The organism is Geobacter psychrophilus, assembly GCF_056821595.1.
The window spans coordinates 271,020-287,571 of the sequence record NZ_JBXDTU010000004.1; the positions used below are offsets into that span (position 1 = coordinate 271,020).

12 protein-coding genes are annotated in these 16,552 nt (G+C 54.3%); 5 read left to right on the forward strand and 7 right to left on the reverse strand.

Annotated features, from left to right (window positions below):
- Nucleotides 1–242 precede the first annotated feature (242 nt).
- Complete coding sequence (locus tag ACOCF6_RS03530; protein WP_482459007.1) at nucleotides 243–2,897, forward strand: PAS domain S-box protein; 2,655 nt, start codon at nucleotides 243–245, stop codon at nucleotides 2,895–2,897.
- Between the two features lie 109 nt (nucleotides 2,898–3,006).
- Here the strand turns inward: ACOCF6_RS03530 and ACOCF6_RS03535 are convergent, their stop codons facing one another.
- The 5 genes from ACOCF6_RS03535 to ACOCF6_RS03555 all read right to left on the reverse strand — a co-directional run bounded on the left by ACOCF6_RS03535 (nucleotide 3,007) and on the right by ACOCF6_RS03555 (nucleotide 7,681).
- Nucleotides 3,007–3,495: a thioredoxin fold domain-containing protein gene (locus ACOCF6_RS03535; RefSeq protein ID WP_482459008.1), complete on the reverse strand. Its 489-nt coding sequence runs from the start codon at nucleotides 3,493–3,495 to the stop codon at nucleotides 3,007–3,009.
- 3 nt (nucleotides 3,496–3,498) lie between these two features.
- A complete protein-coding gene (locus ACOCF6_RS03540; protein WP_482459009.1) occupies nucleotides 3,499–4,695 on the reverse strand; it encodes an ATP-binding response regulator in 1,197 nt (398 codons plus the stop codon).
- The gene (gene ispD / locus ACOCF6_RS03545) at nucleotides 4,695–5,411 is read right to left on the reverse strand and encodes a 2-C-methyl-D-erythritol 4-phosphate cytidylyltransferase (protein ID WP_482459010.1); all 717 of its coding nucleotides are present in this window, start codon (nucleotides 5,409–5,411) and stop codon (nucleotides 4,695–4,697) included. Before ispD ends, ACOCF6_RS03540 begins: the two co-directional genes overlap by 1 nt.
- The gene (gene selA / locus ACOCF6_RS03550; RefSeq protein WP_482459011.1) at nucleotides 5,408–6,826 is read right to left on the reverse strand and encodes an L-seryl-tRNA(Sec) selenium transferase; all 1,419 of its coding nucleotides are present in this window, start codon (nucleotides 6,824–6,826) and stop codon (nucleotides 5,408–5,410) included. Before selA ends, ispD begins: the two co-directional genes overlap by 4 nt.
- Before the next feature lie 165 nt (nucleotides 6,827–6,991).
- The gene (locus ACOCF6_RS03555) at nucleotides 6,992–7,681 is read right to left on the reverse strand and encodes a GntR family transcriptional regulator (RefSeq protein ID WP_482459012.1); all 690 of its coding nucleotides are present in this window, start codon (nucleotides 7,679–7,681) and stop codon (nucleotides 6,992–6,994) included.
- Nucleotides 7,682–7,882: 201 nt separating this feature from the next.
- On the opposite strand from ACOCF6_RS03555, the gene ACOCF6_RS03560 reads away from it, so the two are divergent.
- From ACOCF6_RS03560 to galE, 3 genes are read left to right on the forward strand one after another with little or no spacing between them, the layout of a single operon-like run.
- On the forward strand, nucleotides 7,883–8,935 hold the full coding sequence (locus ACOCF6_RS03560; protein WP_482459013.1) for a potassium channel family protein: 1,053 nt from the start codon (nucleotides 7,883–7,885) through the stop codon (nucleotides 8,933–8,935).
- A complete protein-coding gene (locus ACOCF6_RS03565; protein ID WP_482459014.1) occupies nucleotides 8,925–9,704 on the forward strand; it encodes a sugar phosphate isomerase/epimerase family protein in 780 nt (259 codons plus the stop codon). The genes ACOCF6_RS03560 and ACOCF6_RS03565 overlap by 11 nt, the downstream gene beginning before the upstream one ends.
- Entirely contained in the window at nucleotides 9,705–10,691 is a 987-nt protein-coding gene (gene galE, locus ACOCF6_RS03570; RefSeq protein ID WP_482459015.1) for a UDP-glucose 4-epimerase GalE, read from the forward strand.
- 9 nt (nucleotides 10,692–10,700) lie between these two features.
- Here galE and ACOCF6_RS03575 read toward each other — a convergent pair whose 3' ends face one another.
- Complete coding sequence (locus ACOCF6_RS03575; protein ID WP_482459016.1) at nucleotides 10,701–11,855, reverse strand: GspE/PulE/PilB domain-containing protein; 1,155 nt, start codon at nucleotides 11,853–11,855, stop codon at nucleotides 10,701–10,703.
- Between the two features lie 516 nt (nucleotides 11,856–12,371).
- On the opposite strand from ACOCF6_RS03575, the gene ACOCF6_RS03580 reads away from it, so the two are divergent.
- Entirely contained in the window at nucleotides 12,372–15,137 is a 2,766-nt protein-coding gene (locus ACOCF6_RS03580; protein WP_482459017.1) for a M6 family metalloprotease domain-containing protein, read from the forward strand.
- A 58-nt stretch (nucleotides 15,138–15,195) separates the two neighbouring features.
- Here ACOCF6_RS03580 and ACOCF6_RS03585 read toward each other — a convergent pair whose 3' ends face one another.
- Nucleotides 15,196–16,524, reverse strand: a complete 1,329-nt coding sequence (locus tag ACOCF6_RS03585) for a radical SAM family protein (RefSeq protein ID WP_482459018.1) — start codon at nucleotides 16,522–16,524, stop codon at nucleotides 15,196–15,198.
- Between the last annotated feature and the right edge of the window lie 28 nt (nucleotides 16,525–16,552).

Genomic DNA, 16,552 nt, shown 5'->3' on the forward strand with positions numbered 1-16,552 from the left:
TGAATAGTTATTTCAATAGCTGAAATGTATAGCGTATACACTAAGTGTCCTGCAACTGTTTTAATACAATTTAATTGTGTTTCACTAAAAAAATTGACAAGTTTTATCCAACATTTTCATGACATGAATGCGAAAATCTTGGCACCCGAATGCTGTACATAGTATAGTTCATCCTTAGTCTGCCCAATCGTCTCCAGAATTGTGCCTATGCTGTTAAACTGCATTCAGTGACAGGAAATGAAATGATCAAGCTCAGCTCCATGCCGTTTCGCAAACAGATGATCGTCATGATAATCATTATGTCGCTGGCGCCGTTCGGGCTGATCTGTTATTCGGCCCTCACACAACACGCCATGGCTTTCCTGCCGAGCGCAGCCATACTGTTATGTTCAATAGCACTAACACTGCCTATGACCCTGTATGTCTGCAAGCGGGGGATTCTCAACAGAATTGATATCATTCGGAACGCCACGCTGAAAATTTCCCAGGGAAATCTTGATATCCGTATTGCGGATTCCATTTCGGGTGGTGAATTTGGTGAACTGGCAATAGCATTTGATGCCATGGCAGAGAAACTGGCCGCTAACGCCCTCAGCCTATCCCGGGCATATGAGGCTCAACGGGCAAGTGAAAGCAAATACCGGGAGTTGGTAGAAAACGCCAACGTAATCATCCTGAAATGGGATGGTGACGGCAGGGTCACCTACTTCAATGAATTTGCCGAAAGATTCTTCGGCTTTTCCAGCAACGAAATCATTGGCCGGAACATCATAGGAACAATCGTGCCCGAGACGGAGTCAGGCGGGCGTGACCTGATCAGAATGGTCCAGGGCATCTGCAGCAATCCGGCAGCCTTTGTCAATAGCGAAAACGAAAATATCCGCAAGAACGGTGAGCGGGTCTGGATATCATGGAATAATCATCCGCTTACCAACCCGGAAGGAAAAAACGTCGGCATCCTGTCGGTCGGGCAGGATATCACCGCGCGAAAAACTATCGAAGGAAAACTCCAGAAAAGCGAGCAGCGCTTCCGTTCCTTTGTGGAAAACGTCAATGATGTCCTGTTCGCCCTGACACCCACAGGGATTTTCAGTTATGTATCACCCCGCTGGAAAGAGGCGTTTGGATACGAACTCAGCGAAACCGTCGGCCGTCCCTTCGGCCCTTTTGTCCATCCCGACGACGTTCCGGGCTGCTTCGCGTTCCTGCAAAGGGTATTTGAGACCGGAGAAAAGCAGAGCGGTGTCGAATACCGGGTGCTGTGTAAGAACGGTACCTATCTGTGGTACAAGGCGAATGCATCGCTGATAAAGGATCCTGTCACCGGCGCACCGATACTTCTTGGCATCGGACGGGATATCACCGAGCGGAAACAGGCCGAAGAGACGCTGCGGCTGTCTGAAGAAAAGTTTTCGGCGGCATTCCGGGCATCCCCCGATGCCGTCACCCTGTCCCGCCTGAGCGACGGTGTCTACCTGGATGTCAACGAAGGTTTCACGGGCATAACCGGCTACACACCTGAAGAGATTCTGGGCAGGACATCCAGCGAGGTAAACCTGTGGATAGACCCCGTGCAGCGCGTGCACTTATTGCAAGAGCTGAAGGAACACAGGGTCGCTAAAGATGTGGAGGCCCGCTTCAGACACAAGGATGGCTCTGTACTGGTCGGGCAGATATCGGCACGCATCATCGAGATCAAAGCTGAGCCGTATGTTCTCAGCATTACACGTGACATCACCGAACGGGAACATATTCAAAGGGAAATCCTCAAGGCGCAGAAACTTGAATCAATCAGTGTCCTGGCAGGTGGAATTGCCCACAACTTCAATAACGTTCTCACGGGGGTTATCGGGTACATCTCGTATGCAAAGAAAAATCTGAATGACACAGAAAAGGTCGCACACATCCTGGTGTCGGCGGAGAAATCGGCCTACCGGGCAGCCGATCTGGCACGACAGCTTCTGACATTTTCTCAAGGGAATACGCCGGTCAGGAGGCCGGTCAGGGTGGATACCCTTGTGCAGGAATCGGTATCGCTGTTCCTGAGCGGCAGCAATGTCAAGGGCATCATTGATTGTTCATCACACCGTATGATGAATGTCGACAGTCAGCAGATCAACCAGGCGTTCAACAACATCGTTCTCAATGCCCTCCAGGCCATGCCTGACGGCGGCACACTGACCGTTCGGGCGGATGCTGTCACGCTGAAATCCGGCAACAAATACGCATTGAAGCCGGGCACATACGTACGGATCGTATTCAAGGATACCGGACAGGGCATTGACAAGGATGACCTTGTAAAAATATTCGATCCCTATTTCACCACCAAGAAATCCGGGACGGGACTCGGCTTGAGCACTACCCACTCGATTATCAAAAAGCATGGCGGCTATATCGATATCGCATCCGAATCAGGTCAGGGAACAACCGTCACCATTTTTCTGCCGGCCTCTGCAGATGAACAGCCGGTTGATGAATGTAGCACTCTTGCGGAAATTGATCGGTCCGGTATTTCAATTCTTGTGATGGACGACGAGGAGGTAATTCGAAATCTTGCTGAGGAGATACTGCGTGATTTGGGGTTTGAGGTTACGACCTGCTGTAACGGAGAAGAGGCCATTGCCCTGTACAGGTCGTCAATGACTGCACGCCATCCGTATGCCATCGTGATCCTTGATCTGGTGATCCCCGGAGGCATGGGTGGAATCGAGGCCGCGCGACGAATCCTTGAACTGGCGCCGGATGCGCGCCTGATAGCTTCAAGCGGTTATTCGAGCGACCCGGCCATAGCCGAGTACACGACATACGGCTTCTGCGAAACCATGGTCAAACCTTACAACACCGAAGAGCTGAACCGAGCACTTCAGAGCGCCTTGCAAGACCTTTCCGGCCATTGATCAGTTCGAAAAACCTGTTGAGCATTATGATCTCCCGCCCATGATTCGACAAACTCACCACGAACAGGGGATCAGGCTATTATGCAGTTACGGATCATGGGCATGACGGCTAAGGCGCTGTCCCCAGCATCATTTCAATCTTTTTCTGATCGAACCCTTCGATAATCCTGCCATTGATAATAAAGGTCGGAGTTGCGTCCACCTTGGCCCGCTTGGCGACCTCAAGCTGTTCTTCCTGCAGTTTTATCCCCTCCAGCGTTGATGCCAGCTGAGGAGCAGCATCCATCCGGCCTGACATGATATCATGATATGCCTTGGCCTTGTCCGGCATGGAAAGAATAAAACGTGCCTTTTCCTTGGCCCTCGTGTGACGGGCGAGCGGCTTGAAAAAAACATAGCGGGTCACATCCGGACGTCCTTCGAAATACTTGGACGCCTTGCGGCAGAAGGGGCAGTCCGGGTCGGTAAATTCCACAACGGTCTTGGGACCGGAACCGATTTGAATGGCCTTGCTGAAATCGATTTCAGCGGCTGCCGCCGGACGGCAGATAACAGCAACAGTTGCCAGCAGCAGGAACAAAACATGTCTGATGTTCATGATCTAAATCTCCTCTATAAACTTGGTACAGCGTGTCTCGCCAGGGTAACAGGGCAGAAGGATGACAAATTCACTACCGATGCCGGCTTCGCTTTCAGCCCAGATGATGCCGTTAAAACTTTCCACCGCCATTTTGCAGAATGCCAGTCCCAGTCCGGCGCCACCCTTTTCACGTCCGGCGGCATTGTGCGACTGGGTATAACGTTCGAAGATGCGTCCCAGGTCTTCGTGCGGAACCCCGTTTCCGGTGTCCTTGACGCTGATACGGATGAAACAGCTCCGCTGGGCAAATCCCGGTGGGGCTGCGGCGTACACCGGGATGCGGATGCGGTGCACGTCACTGTTCTCGATGCAGCAGCACGACAGTTTGATCGTCCCGCCCGCCGGAGTAAACTTCATGGCATTGACCAGCAGATTGGCAAACACCCTCGTCATCAGGTTTTTATCGACGGCGATGTCCGGCAACCCCTCACACACATCGAGTGTCAGGGCAATGTCTTCATACTCTGCCGCCCTTCTGAAGCGCTCGACTACGGCAGACGCCAGCGCCTGCGGACTCTGGGGGCGGATCATGACCGGCATCCGGCCCGATTCGAAACGCTGCACATCGAGCAGGTTGTCGATCATTGATACCACATCGTTGCAGCTGTCGATAGCAGATTGCAGATATTCCACCTGTTCGGCATTCACCGGGCCAAGCCGGCCTTCGCGCATGATATCTATGGAACCGATGATTGCCGTAATAGGATTTTTGAGGTCATGCGACAGCATGTAAAAAAATTCACCCCGCTCCTGTTCGAGTCGCACATTTTCCAGCAGCGCACGGCGATGGACCAGGGCGCGTTCGACCCTCTGGAGCATATCGTCCAGGGAAAACGGCTTGCAAAAATAGTCCGCGGCCCCTGATTTCATGCATTCAACTGCCAGATCCTCACTGCCATGGGCAGTCATCATGATCACGGAGGTTGACATACCGGTCTCGCGTATCCGGTTGAGTACTTCGATGCCACTCATGCCGGGCATCCTGATATCCGTGAGAACCAGCGAATACACCCCGTCCTGCAGCATTTTCAGGGCCGCTTCGCCGCTTCCGGCCCAGGCGGTGATGTAGCCCGCATCCTCCAGATGCAGCTTGAGAACAACTGCGATATCCGGCTCATCATCAACGATCAGTATCCTGTCGGGTATCTGCACAGTCATCAGTACACCCCCTTCGTGGTACGTGCCAGAAATGACTCCGCCAGGACAAGATCCTCGGGAGTGGTTATTTTGATGTTCCGGTAATCGCCGCGCACAATCCGGACCTTGCCGCCGCGACGTTCAACCAGCGAGGCGTCGTCGGTACCACAGAAACCATCCTGCTCTGCGGCCTGATGAGCTTCATAGATCACGCCGAAGCGGAACGACTGAGGGGTCTGGGCCTGCCAGAGAGTCTCACGGTCAGGTGTGTTGATGACAATCCCGTCGCAGACAGTCTTGATCGTATCCTTGGCCGGAACAGCCACCAGTGCGCCGTCATTACCGCAGGCGACTTCGATGGATTCCCGCAGCAATTCCGGGGTGATCAACGGACGGACGCCATCATGGATTACGACTACATCGTTGTCTGACAGGTGCGAGCGCATGGCGCGCAGACCGTTCATCACCGAATTCTGTCGTTCCCGCCCACCCGCAACAATCTCGACAACCTTGCGGAAGCCGCAGGCCGCAACCACGTGTTCCCGGCAGTAGGGGATTTCCGCCTCCGGTATGACCAGATAAATGGCTTCAATATCAGGAGATTGCTCGAACACCCCGATGGTGCGTGCCACAATCGGCAGGCCATCCAGTTGAAGATACTGCTTATTGATGGAGGCGCCCATTCGTTTGCCCATTCCGGCTGCCGGTATCAGGGCAAAGGACTTCACACGGTTCATTGCGGCACCTCCGCATGCTCTCCGGCCACCTGGAGCAGTGAAGCTGACAGGGCAGACAGATCGCGATCCATAATCGTACGGGCATCCAACAGGAACCGGTCACGGTGGATCCTGCCGATAACAGGCACCGCGGCCCGTCTCAGCGCTTCCTCGATCCGGGACGGCGACAGTCCTGAGATTCGAATCTCTATCAGTGTGGTCGGCAACTGGAGCAGCGGAAATGATCCGCCGCCGGCGCTCGATTCTCCCGGATGCGTGACAAGTGTGACAGCCGCGGGAAGGACCTTGCGAAGTTTCCGAGAAATCATCCCGGCACGGCGGACGAGCTGTGCCGCACTCATCGTCAGCATCTGCAGGGTGGGAATGGAGGTCAGCGCGCGTCGCTCATCGCGGTACAGTCGCAGGGTTGCTTCCAGGGCAGCCAGGTTCAGCTTGTCCATGCGCAGAGCCCGCAGCAAGGGGTGCCGCTTCATCGGTTCAATAAACTTCCGCTTGCCGGCAATGAGCCCGGCCTGCGGCCCACCCAGCAGCTTGTCGCCGCTGAAGGTGACCACATCGGCACCGGCATCCAGATACTGCCTGATTGTCGGCTCGCCGCTGATGCCGTAGGGAGCAAGATCCAGCAGACACCCGCTGCCGGCATCCAGCATGACCGGAATATTGCGATCCAGCCCCACGGTAGACATCTCGGCAACCGTGGCCTCGGCCGTGAAGCCTACGATAGCAAAGTTGCTGGTATGAACCTTAAGCAGCAGGGCCGTCGAATCGGTAATCGCGTCCACAATATCGCGGACATGGGTGCGATTGGTTGTGCCGACTTCGACCAGTGTCGCGCCGCTCTGGCGCATGACATCCGGGATGCGGAAGGAGCCGCCGATCTCAACCAGTTCACCGCGCGAAACAATCACCTCGCGCCCCTGAGCCAGCGCGGACAGGGCCAGCATGACCGCTGCGGCATTATTATTGACAACCAGGGCAGCCTCGGCACAGGTCAGTTCGCAGATCAATCTCTCGACATGGGCATAGCGCGTGCCGCGCTCCCCGTTCTCAAGATCGAACTCAAGATTGGAATAGCCGGCCGAAACGTTATGAATGGCTTCTTCGGCCTCCACGGCCAGAGGAGAACGCCCCAGGTTGGTGTGGACCACAACCCCGGTGCCATTGACAACGCCCCGCAGGCTGCTGGCAGACCGGCTCACAAGCCTGGCCGATATCAGGTCGACAATTCTGCCCGGTGAGCAGGCAGCGGCATCACCGTTTTTCACATCTTCACGGATACATTCCAACACCCTGCGGACAGCAGAAAGCAGCTCGGGACGGTCGTGCACGGCACGCAATGCGACCATCTCGGGCCATTCGATTACACGGTCGACCTTGGGAATTTCTTTCAGCATGTTCTGGATGCGATCTGCCATATCAACCCACCATATACCAATTCCACCGTAACCACACAGGAAATAGAATTAATCAACAAGGATGAACACATCATTGTCCGGTTTGGTTTATGCAGTTGCCTTAAAAGTTCCCCCTCCCCTTGCGGGAGGGGAGGCTAAATGCAAAAAACTAACCGGAAGTCGCGACTAAATATCGATCTGAAGTTCGGCGCGCTGGGATGCTGAAACACCTCCATCCAGCAGCACCCTGCCGCCGTACTCGGCATTTTTGCACACGAGCATCTCGGCAGTTTCAGCATCCTTCCTGCGGAATGCCTCCAGAATCTTTGCATGTTCCTGAACCACGATCTCCATTCTTCCGGGCAGGCTGAGCGACATGAAGCGCAGCCGCTGAAAGCGTGTAACGACGCTGGTAATCAACTCGTGCAGTTTTTCATTGTCTGCCGCCTTGATGAACATTTCATGAAAATCGTTGTGCACCTTGAAGAACGCCTTGAAATCGTTATGCCCGGCAAGCTCTGCCAGTCGGCTGTTGTTGGCCTGCAACCGGTCAAGTTCCTTTTCAGTCAGCTTTTTACAGGCCTGGCGGGCTGCGTACCCCTCCAGGATGCTCTTGATGGCGTAGAAATCCTCTACATCCTTCTGACTGAACTCGCTGACCACGGCACCGCGACGGGGAATAACGGTCAGATATCCTTCTGATTCCAATTGCCGAAAGGCTTCGCGGATCGGCGTGCGGCTGATACCGTAACGTTCGGCCAGCTCGGGCTCCGAAACCCTGCTGCCAGCCTTGAGTGTCCCTGAAATGATCGCATCACGGATATGTTCCAGAATTTTTTCCCGCAGGGTGAGATGCTTTTCCAGACTTTTTTTCATATAGTATAGCTCCACCGAGTAGTTTGAAACATTGTATACAGTATGCAGTTTTTGTCAATTGCATCCTTGCATTTTACTAGCTGATTATCATTAACCAGCACCCTCGCAATCGACTTCAGCACCAACGATGATCCAGGTATATCGGTCACTTCCATAATCGGGCTTGAATTTTACGACCCCAGCAGGTAATCTGCGTACCCTATGGATCCGGTCAGACATTTAAAAATTTCAATGGTGGTTCTTTTCCTGCTCGTGTCGCTGGGGACACTGGGTTACATGGGAATAGAGGGGTGGCGTTTCATCGATGCCCTCTACATGACTGTCATCACCCTGGGTACGGTCGGATTTGAGGTTGTCAAGCCGCTCAGCGATGTGGGCAAACTGTTCACCATCACCCTGATCATCGTAGGCGTCAGCGTACTGGGATATATCGTCGGCAGCCTGGCCCAGATCATGTTCGAGGGGCAGATCCAGCGGATAATGGGGAGGAAGAAAGTGGAAAAAATGATCGACGCCCTCTCGGGGCACTACATCATATGCGGGTTCGGCAGAATCGGCTCCTTGATCTGCAAGGAGTTCAAGGCAAATGAACTGCCGTTCGTGATTGTCGAGAAGGATATCGAGACGACCGAAAAACTGGATGAGGAGGGCTACCTGCACCTGAAGGGTGATGCCACCCTGGACGAAACCCTGCTCAAGGCGGGCATCAAGCGCGCCAAGGGACTAATTTCAGTTGTCACGTCCGATACGGAGAACGTCTATATCACCCTGACCGCCCGCGGTCTCAACCCCGACCTGTACATTCTGGCCCGCTCCGGGGAAGAGGGTTCCGATATTAAACTCAAGCGCGCCGGTGCCAACAAGGTCGTTTCTCCCTATCTCATCGGCGGCAGCAGGATGGCCCAGTCGATTCTGCGTCCCAACGTGGTTGACTTCATTGAAATAGCAACCGGCAGTGAACATATGGATCTGCAGATGGAGGAGATCACCATCCCGTCACATTCGGCCTTTGCCGGTGAAACACTGGTGAGCTCCGGCTTTCGAAAAGAGATCGGCGTCATCATCGTCGGCATTAAAAAGGCCCACGGCAAGATGGTCTTTAATCCCCATTCCCAAGCCAAGATCGAAGGCGGCGACACCCTGATCGTCCTGGGAGAGCCGCTTTCAATTGCAAAACTTGAAGATCTGGTAGAGCGACCGGAGACGGACGCCGTCATTAAACAGCACAGGAGCGGCAACAACAATGCTCACTGATATCCACGCCCATCTGCCCTATTCCCGGCTCGCGGAACACCTTGAATACGTCGTGGCCAATCGCATCAACCCCGAGGTGTTTTTCTCCGCCGAAACCCTGGATCACATTGTTCTGGAGGAATTGTCGGCGCAAGCACACGTACTGCGTTCAGCCGAGTTGCGCACCACCATTCACGCCCCTTTCATGGATCTGAACCCGGGTGCTCTCGACCCGTGCATTAGGGAGGTAACCCGCCGGCGCGTCCAGCAGGTATTCCAGGCTGCGGAACAGCTCAGGCCCCGGGTAATCGTGTTCCACCCCGGCTACGACGATCTCCGTTACGGCGGCAACCGTATGGACTGGCTCAAAAACAGCATCGGATTCTGGAGCGAATTTGTCCCGCGCGCCAAAGAGGTGGGCTGCATCATCGCCATCGAGAATATCTTCGAGAAAGAACCTTCCACCCTGCGCGGACTGCTGGAGGCCATCGACGAGCCCTGCTTCCGCCACTGTTTTGATGTGGGACACTGGAATATGTTCAGCAGCGGCACGCTGGAGGAGTGGTTCGTTGAATTGGGACTGTTTGTTGCCGAATGCCATATCCACGACAACAACGGCCAGGCCGATGAGCACTTGCCGCCCGGTGAAGGGCAGATCGATTTTGCCAGGCTGTTTGCCCTGCTCAATCAATATGCCCCGGACGCAGTCCGAACGATTGAGGCCCACACGATCGAGCGGTTGGAACGGGCACTGAAGAATATAAAAAAATACCTGCCAAAGGAACCCTGAATGACCGACAAAATCCTCGTCACCGGCGGCTGCGGCTACATCGGCAGCCATGTCACCCGCCAGCTCACTGAATCTGGCCGAACGGTCGTGGTCTACGACAACCTGTCCACCGGTTTCCGCGATGCCCTGATCCATGGCGAAGAGCTGATCGTGGGAGACCTGTGCGACCACGCCGCACTCGATGCGGTCTTTCAGCAACATCGCATTACCACGGTCCTGCACTTCGCTGCGGCCATCATCGCGCCGGAGTCGTGCACACTGCCGCTGAAATACTACGGCAACAACACCCGTAACACGCTGGGACTGCTGGAGGCCTGTGTCAGAAACAACGTACAGCGCTTCATCTTTTCCAGTACAGCGGCGGTCTACGGATTCCCCGATGGCGGTGTGGCCTCCGAGGAGTCCCGTCAGAGCCCCATCAATCCGTACGGCACCTCCAAACTGATGAGCGAGTGGATGCTGCGGGACACCTCCGCTGCCCATGGCTTGCAGTACGTGGCACTGCGCTATTTCAATGTGGCCGGAGCCGACCCGCAGGCCCGCATGGGACAGCGTACACCGGAAGCGACCCACCTGATCAAGGTGGCCTGCCAGGCCGCCCTGGGCATGCGGGAAAGCGTCGGGATCTATGGTACCGACTACCCGAACCCGGACGGCACCGGCATTCGTGACTACATCCATATTGAGGATCTGGCCGCAGCCCACCTGCACGCCCTGGCATATCTGGAAAAAGGGGGCGCACCAACCGCCATGAACGTCGGCTATGGGAGCGGCAGCAGTGTGCGCGAGGTATTGGAGGTTGTACGAAAGGTGAGTGGAGTGGATTTCAAGGTCATCGAATCCGATCGCCGTCCGGGAGACCCGGCTTCACTGGTGGCACAGGCCGACAGGATTCGTGAATTGACCGACTGGCAACCGAAATATAACGACCTGCGGACCATCATTGCCGACGCCTGGCGCTGGGAGAGCAAGCTGGCGGGACGCTGATCAGGTTACTCAGGTCTGCAGCAGCTTGTTCTTGAGTACCAGGATCTGAAACGTCAACGAGGCTTTGTACACCAGCTTCTGGAGCTCCTCCAACCGTTGCCGTAGAGAAATGACATCCGATGAGACAACAATCATCGCGACCACCCTGTTGTTCATCACTATCGGCAGCGACAGCACGGTTTCGCTGCTTTTCAGATTCAACGCCCTGATGATCGGCATATTGGCAGGTGATTCCGAAAGCGGGCCAAAAAAGAAGTGCTTTCCGATCAGGATCTCACTGAGTTCCGAGCTTTTTGTTACTTCCAGCCTCACCGATTCGAAATCTTTTATCTGCTTCTCGCCGTTCACGGCCCTCCATCCGACCGCACTATGCCCGCGTATTGTCAGCAAGGCACCCTTCTTGAACCCCAGTCCGAGATACTTGATAAAGATTCGGGCAACATCATCGCGGTTCTTTGCCTTTGAGAAATCCAGTGAGAGACGGTCAAACGTGTAGATCTCATGGGGCTGCTTTGGCGGGAGGTGTTGGTCCGCCAAATCTCCGAAGGGAGAGGCCGCATGCAAATCTGCCGGGATGGGGACATGCAGTAAATCCTGAAAGGGTTCGTTACCGCTAAAATCAGCACTGATCGTATATTTGGATGAATCGGATACAAGACTTTCTGCCCAATCCGGTGTTTTCGCATCTCTTCTGTTCTGCAGGTTGCTGTTTGCCCACACATAGCGATGATCGCGCGTAACGCCGTAATAGTTTTCCAATGCCTGCAGTATCTGGACTTCAGGGGCAATCAGCGGGACAATCAGGTTTCCCGTAATAAATGACAGCTCATCCAGCGCCTTGTAATCTGTCGGATCAGACATTGCAACATGCAGATGCTTGTGCTCGTACCGGACTGGGATAACTCGGAACTTCTCCGCTACGGCAGGCGAGATCCGTTCGATGACATCGGGCGGCACGACCAGCAGTTCAATATGACTGGCAGCGGGTACGCCCAGCTTTTTGCTCAGCAGGTTGACCAGCACATCCTCCTGGATATAACCGAGCTCGATCAGGCTGCTGCCCAGCTTGATGCCAAAAATAACATGGCATTTCAATGCCTCTTCAAGCTGATCCTGTGAGATGATACCTTCACTGATCAGCAGTTCGCCGAGTTTAATTGACATAGTTGTGCTCCTCTGTACTCATCAGATCTAATGCTGTCCAATTTTGTCACTCTGCGCAAACTTCGTCAATCAAGAAGAAACACGTGGTTATGGCAGGTCCGTAAATCCCAGCCCTTCGCGCCATAACTCAAATGATTCAAATCAGATACGGCCGAAATAAAACTTGACATGTCCTGTGGATTTTGGGACAGTCTCAAAATAGTTTTGTAAATCAAATATAATGTATTTATTATAATACTATATTTTGATTCAGTAACACACTTTCTCCGGAGCAAACCTATGCTCAAAAGAAGCGTTTTACGCAATCCACCATATAACATTTACACCCTCGTTTTTATTACTCCGTTTGTCTGAATAATTTGTTACGACTATCTGAAAAATGTATCCAAAACTGCCAGGTTATAATTACAATAACTGACAGCAGCAACTTAGATGTAATGGCATGTAATTTGTATATTGAATTCGCAACCTGACTTGCGTTGACACGTATGCACTAATAACGAGATGGAGTTTCTAATGAAAAAAGAAGCTGGAACAACCGGGTTTGTCAATCAGGTCATGAGAAGAGGCACCATGGTCGGGACGACGTTGATGCTGATTATGGCGCTAAGTCTCTCGATTTCACTTACCAGTGCTTGGTCCGCCCCGTTTGCCAAGCATTTCCGGTTTACCCAACCCGACAACACGCAAGTAACCCTGTGGGGACAGGGTGATGAGTTTCAAGCGGTATTCGAAACCACTACCGGATATACGGTTATTTTTGATCCACAACAGCAAGCATATTACTATGCCGAGCGCTCGGCCGACGGGAAAAGCCTCCAGTCCACGGGGGTGCCGGCCCATATTCAGGCTCCGCAGGGACTGGCACAACATATCCGCATGGATGCCGATGTTGCAGCCGCCGCAGCTCAAGCCCGGCATAAACAATGGGACACAGATACGGGATTATCCAGACGCTGGTCACAATTGAAGTCCAAGACACTGAACACCCCTCTGCCCCAGGAACTGGACGGAATACAGCTTGCACCTCCGACAGCAATAACAACCGGTACCAAGGCCGGCATGACCCTGCTGATCGACTTTTCCGATGCCCCGGCATCAATATCCCAAGCTGAAATCGATTCATTTCTCAATGGCGATTCGTATTCAGGTTATGGCAACAACGGCTCGGTGAAAAAGTATTTCAGCGATGTCTCCGCTGGCCGACTGACATATACGAACGTCGTAACTGCCTATGTGCGGATGACACAACCCAAAAGCTACTACAACAACACGTCAACAGCTCAAAACAATGGCACTCAAGGGCGATTGCTGATCAATGATGCACTGACCATCCTAAAGGCCAAACCCGAATATAACAGCACAATCCTGCCTACATTAAATGCCCTGACCACTGACGCTTCCGGCTATGTCGCAGCCTTCAACGTGTTTTTCGCCGGAGCAGACAGCGGTGTTTGGGCTAGTGGACTTTGGCCCCATTCTTGGTACCTTTCCAGCCCGGTTGCATTGGGAAACGGCAAGTATATTTCAAATTACCAGATCACCAATGTGGGCTCGGCGCTGGAACTGGGGACCTTCTGTCATGAAAACGGGCACATGCTCTGTGATTTCCCCGACCTCTATGATTACGGTTACGACTCGGTAGGGGGTGCGGGGGTCTTCAGCCTGATGGGGAGCGGCGGTCACGGGACTAACCCCAACCAGGTCGATGCCTATCTGAAGCTTGCCGCGGGTTGGGCAACGGCAACAGATCTGACCAGTTCTGATAGCTTGACAGGAACGCTGGTGGCTGCACCCAACAGCGGATACGATCAGTTCTACCGTTATCGAAAACCGGGGATTTCAACCGAATACTTTCTGCTGGAAAACCGCCAGAAAACCGGACGCGACGCCAGTCTCCCTGCGGCCGGGATCGCCGTCTGGCATGTCGATGAACTCGGAAACAAGGACAATCAGAGCTTGACGCCAAATTCGTCGCATCTCAACTATGAGCTCACCTTGGTTCAGGCAGATAACCTCTGGCATTTCGAAACGACCACCACAAACAGTGGCGACTCAAACGATCTGTTCTATCTGGGAAACAGCGCAACTGGATATACAAATACTTTGAGCAATACCAGTACACCTAATTCGAAGTGGTGGGACGGGTCGGCATCGGGAATGAGCCTGAGTGCTTTTAGTATTCCCGGCATGTCCATGACATTTAATGTTGTTGGGGCTGGTCCCAACTTCGCGATTTCAGCCTCTCCGTCTACAGTCAGCGCCGTTCAAGGGGCTTCGTCTTCTAATACCATCAGCACAACCGTATCCGGCGGTTTCAACGCAACCGTGGCGCTATCGGCAAGCGGGCTGCCGACGGGGGCCACAGCCTCCTTTAGCCCGGCCTCAATTTCAGCACCCGGTTCTGGCAGTTCAACCCTGACGCTGACCGCCGGCGCAGCGACCCCCGCCGGCACCTACAGCGTAACAGTCACCGGCACTGGAGGCGGGAAAACGAACACAGCATCAATATTGTTCACAGTAAATCCTGCCGGCCTCATCACACTTTTCAGTGACGGATTCGAAAGCACCGGCTGGTATACAGCTCAGGTTGTGGGAACCGCCGGAGCCTGGACCATGGTGGACTCGGGGATTAACCCGAGCGCCACCCCTCACAGCGGCACGCTCATGGCGGAATTCAACTCATTTGACGCCTCCAGCGGTAGCCAGACCCTCCTGTACTGGGACAGCGGCATTGCCATTCCGGCCGGAGCTACCAGTGCCACCCTGAAATTCTGGATGTACCACGATACCGACTATACATCATCAGCCGACCGGGTTCAGGTGCAGGTATCTACCGATGGCGCCAGTTGGTCGAATGTCGGCACTGCGATCAATCGCTATAACGGGACAACCGGGTGGGCGCAAGCCAGTATCGACCTGAGCGCGTACCAGGGGCAGACTCTCCGGATCGGATTTCTGGGCATCAGCTCCTGGGGCAACAACGTCTTCCTCGACGATGTAATCATCAGCGCCCAAACAGCCCCAAAAATAAAGATTGGCGCAAGCGGCTATTACTCCCTGAATCAGGCCTACCTCTCGGCTGGCGCCACGGCAACCATGCTGGCGCTGAATGGTGAACTTGCCGAAAGCCTGGAGATGAATCTGGGCAAGGATGTTGTTCTCAAGGGTGGCTACAATCAGGATTTCCAAACCATAAGCGCTGTGCCGACAACCCTGATCGGCACGCTCATCGTCAAAAGCGGCAGCCTGAGGGTTGATGGAATTCACCTGAAACCCTGATACCGGCATTCAATAAAAAAGCCACCCTCAACAAAGGGTGGCTTTTTTTCGGACCGGTTTACCTGTCTGAAACCGGCCAGCCTTGTTCAAACCCATCCGGGAAGAAATTCTCCCTGGTCCTGTTGTAGTAGCCGAATTGCAGTTTCGGAAACTCCTGCTTCAAACGCTGCAGCAGGCGGTACATCCCGATCCCCTTCCCCTTGACCCCCATCTCCCGATTGTAGTAATCCGGATCGATCGACAGGTTGCGCAGCTGAATCATATCCACCCCCGTAGCGGCCACAAACCTCAGCAGTGCCTCGACCTCTTCCGGCGCATCGGACACACCCGGGGAAACCAGGTAATTGATCATGGTGAAGCGGCCGTTTTCCTTGGCACACGCTACCGAACGGAGCACATCGGCAAAGGCATATCCCTTGGGGCGATAATAGCGGTTATACAACTCCTCGCGGACCGAGTTCAGGGAGAAACGGAATGAATCCATGCCGGCATCGCACAGCAGCTGTACACGGTCGGACAGAGAACCATTGGAATTGAAATTGACCGTTCCGCGGGAAGTGGCCTGTTTCATGCGGCGGGTAGCCTCGGCAATGGTGTCGGCCTGCAGGATCGGATCCCCCTCGCATCCCTGACCATAGGAGACAATGGCCTGTTCAGCCTGCTCCAGATGCGGAACAGCGATCTCGCACAGTTCCTCCGGGGTGGGGACAAAGGTAATGCGTTCATGGTTGGAAGGACAGCATTCCGACGGCTGCAGACTGATACACCCCAGACAGGCCGAGTTGCAGACCGGCGAGGTGGGCAGCGGCGCCTCCCAGCGGCGGTAAAAGAGATTCTTGGCGGCAAAGCAGTGATAATCAACAGCGCAGCGCGATAACTGCTCCAGCAGGCGATTGCCCGGCATATCCTGCAACATCTGCCGCACCAGCGGATCCAGCGTGCGGTCGTCATAATTGACCGGGTTCCAGTTGCTGTTGGCATCCACCTTGGTTGCGGCCACCACGAAACAGTCGCGCTCCTCGTCCCACCCCACGGCTGTGTAGGACCAGAGCGGCAGGTGCGTTTTCTTGCCGGCATACGCGCAGGCCGGCAGCAGTGTCCGCACATAGCCGGGGGCCATGAAAGCGGCCACTGCCTGAATCCGCTGGCTTTTGCGGCCTTCGCGCACCTCATCGACGGTAACGAAGGTCTTTTTTCTGGCATCCCAGGCAATCGGCGGCATGGAAGGCATGGTAAACAGCTTGCTGTCCTCCGGCAGCGGGATCAGTTCCACATCCTCCGGCAGCACCGGCTGAGTGCCGTTCATTCCGGCCATGCACAGCTCCGGGTGGTCAAAAATATTCCCCTTCGCATCGGCGTAGATCATCTTGGGAATGCGTGTCTGCATTTTTGAATACTCCAAACCCTGATATACA

Excerpts from the sequence above, each read along its gene's own strand:
- ACOCF6_RS03580 (WP_482459017.1), top strand. The coding sequence starts at position 12,372 with ATGAAAAAAGAAGCTGGAACAACCGGGTTTGTCAATCAGGTCATGAGA.
- ACOCF6_RS03575 (WP_482459016.1), bottom strand. The coding sequence starts at position 11,855 with ATGTCAATTAAACTCGGCGAACTGCTGATCAGTGAAGGTATCATCTCA.
- ACOCF6_RS03560 (WP_482459013.1), top strand. The coding sequence starts at position 7,883 with ATGGATCCGGTCAGACATTTAAAAATTTCAATGGTGGTTCTTTTCCTG.
- ACOCF6_RS03565 (WP_482459014.1), top strand. The coding sequence starts at position 8,925 with ATGCTCACTGATATCCACGCCCATCTGCCCTATTCCCGGCTCGCGGAA.
- ACOCF6_RS03585 (WP_482459018.1), bottom strand. The coding sequence starts at position 16,524 with ATGCAGACACGCATTCCCAAGATGATCTACGCCGATGCGAAGGGGAAT.
- ACOCF6_RS03540 (WP_482459009.1), bottom strand. The coding sequence starts at position 4,695 with ATGACTGTGCAGATACCCGACAGGATACTGATCGTTGATGATGAGCCG.
- ACOCF6_RS03555 (WP_482459012.1), bottom strand. The coding sequence starts at position 7,681 with ATGAAAAAAAGTCTGGAAAAGCATCTCACCCTGCGGGAAAAAATTCTG.
- ispD (WP_482459010.1), bottom strand. The coding sequence starts at position 5,411 with ATGAACCGTGTGAAGTCCTTTGCCCTGATACCGGCAGCCGGAATGGGC.
- selA (WP_482459011.1), bottom strand. The coding sequence starts at position 6,826 with ATGGCAGATCGCATCCAGAACATGCTGAAAGAAATTCCCAAGGTCGAC.
- ACOCF6_RS03535 (WP_482459008.1), bottom strand. The coding sequence starts at position 3,495 with ATGAACATCAGACATGTTTTGTTCCTGCTGCTGGCAACTGTTGCTGTT.
- ACOCF6_RS03530 (WP_482459007.1), top strand. The coding sequence starts at position 243 with ATGATCAAGCTCAGCTCCATGCCGTTTCGCAAACAGATGATCGTCATG.
- galE (WP_482459015.1), top strand. The coding sequence starts at position 9,705 with ATGACCGACAAAATCCTCGTCACCGGCGGCTGCGGCTACATCGGCAGC.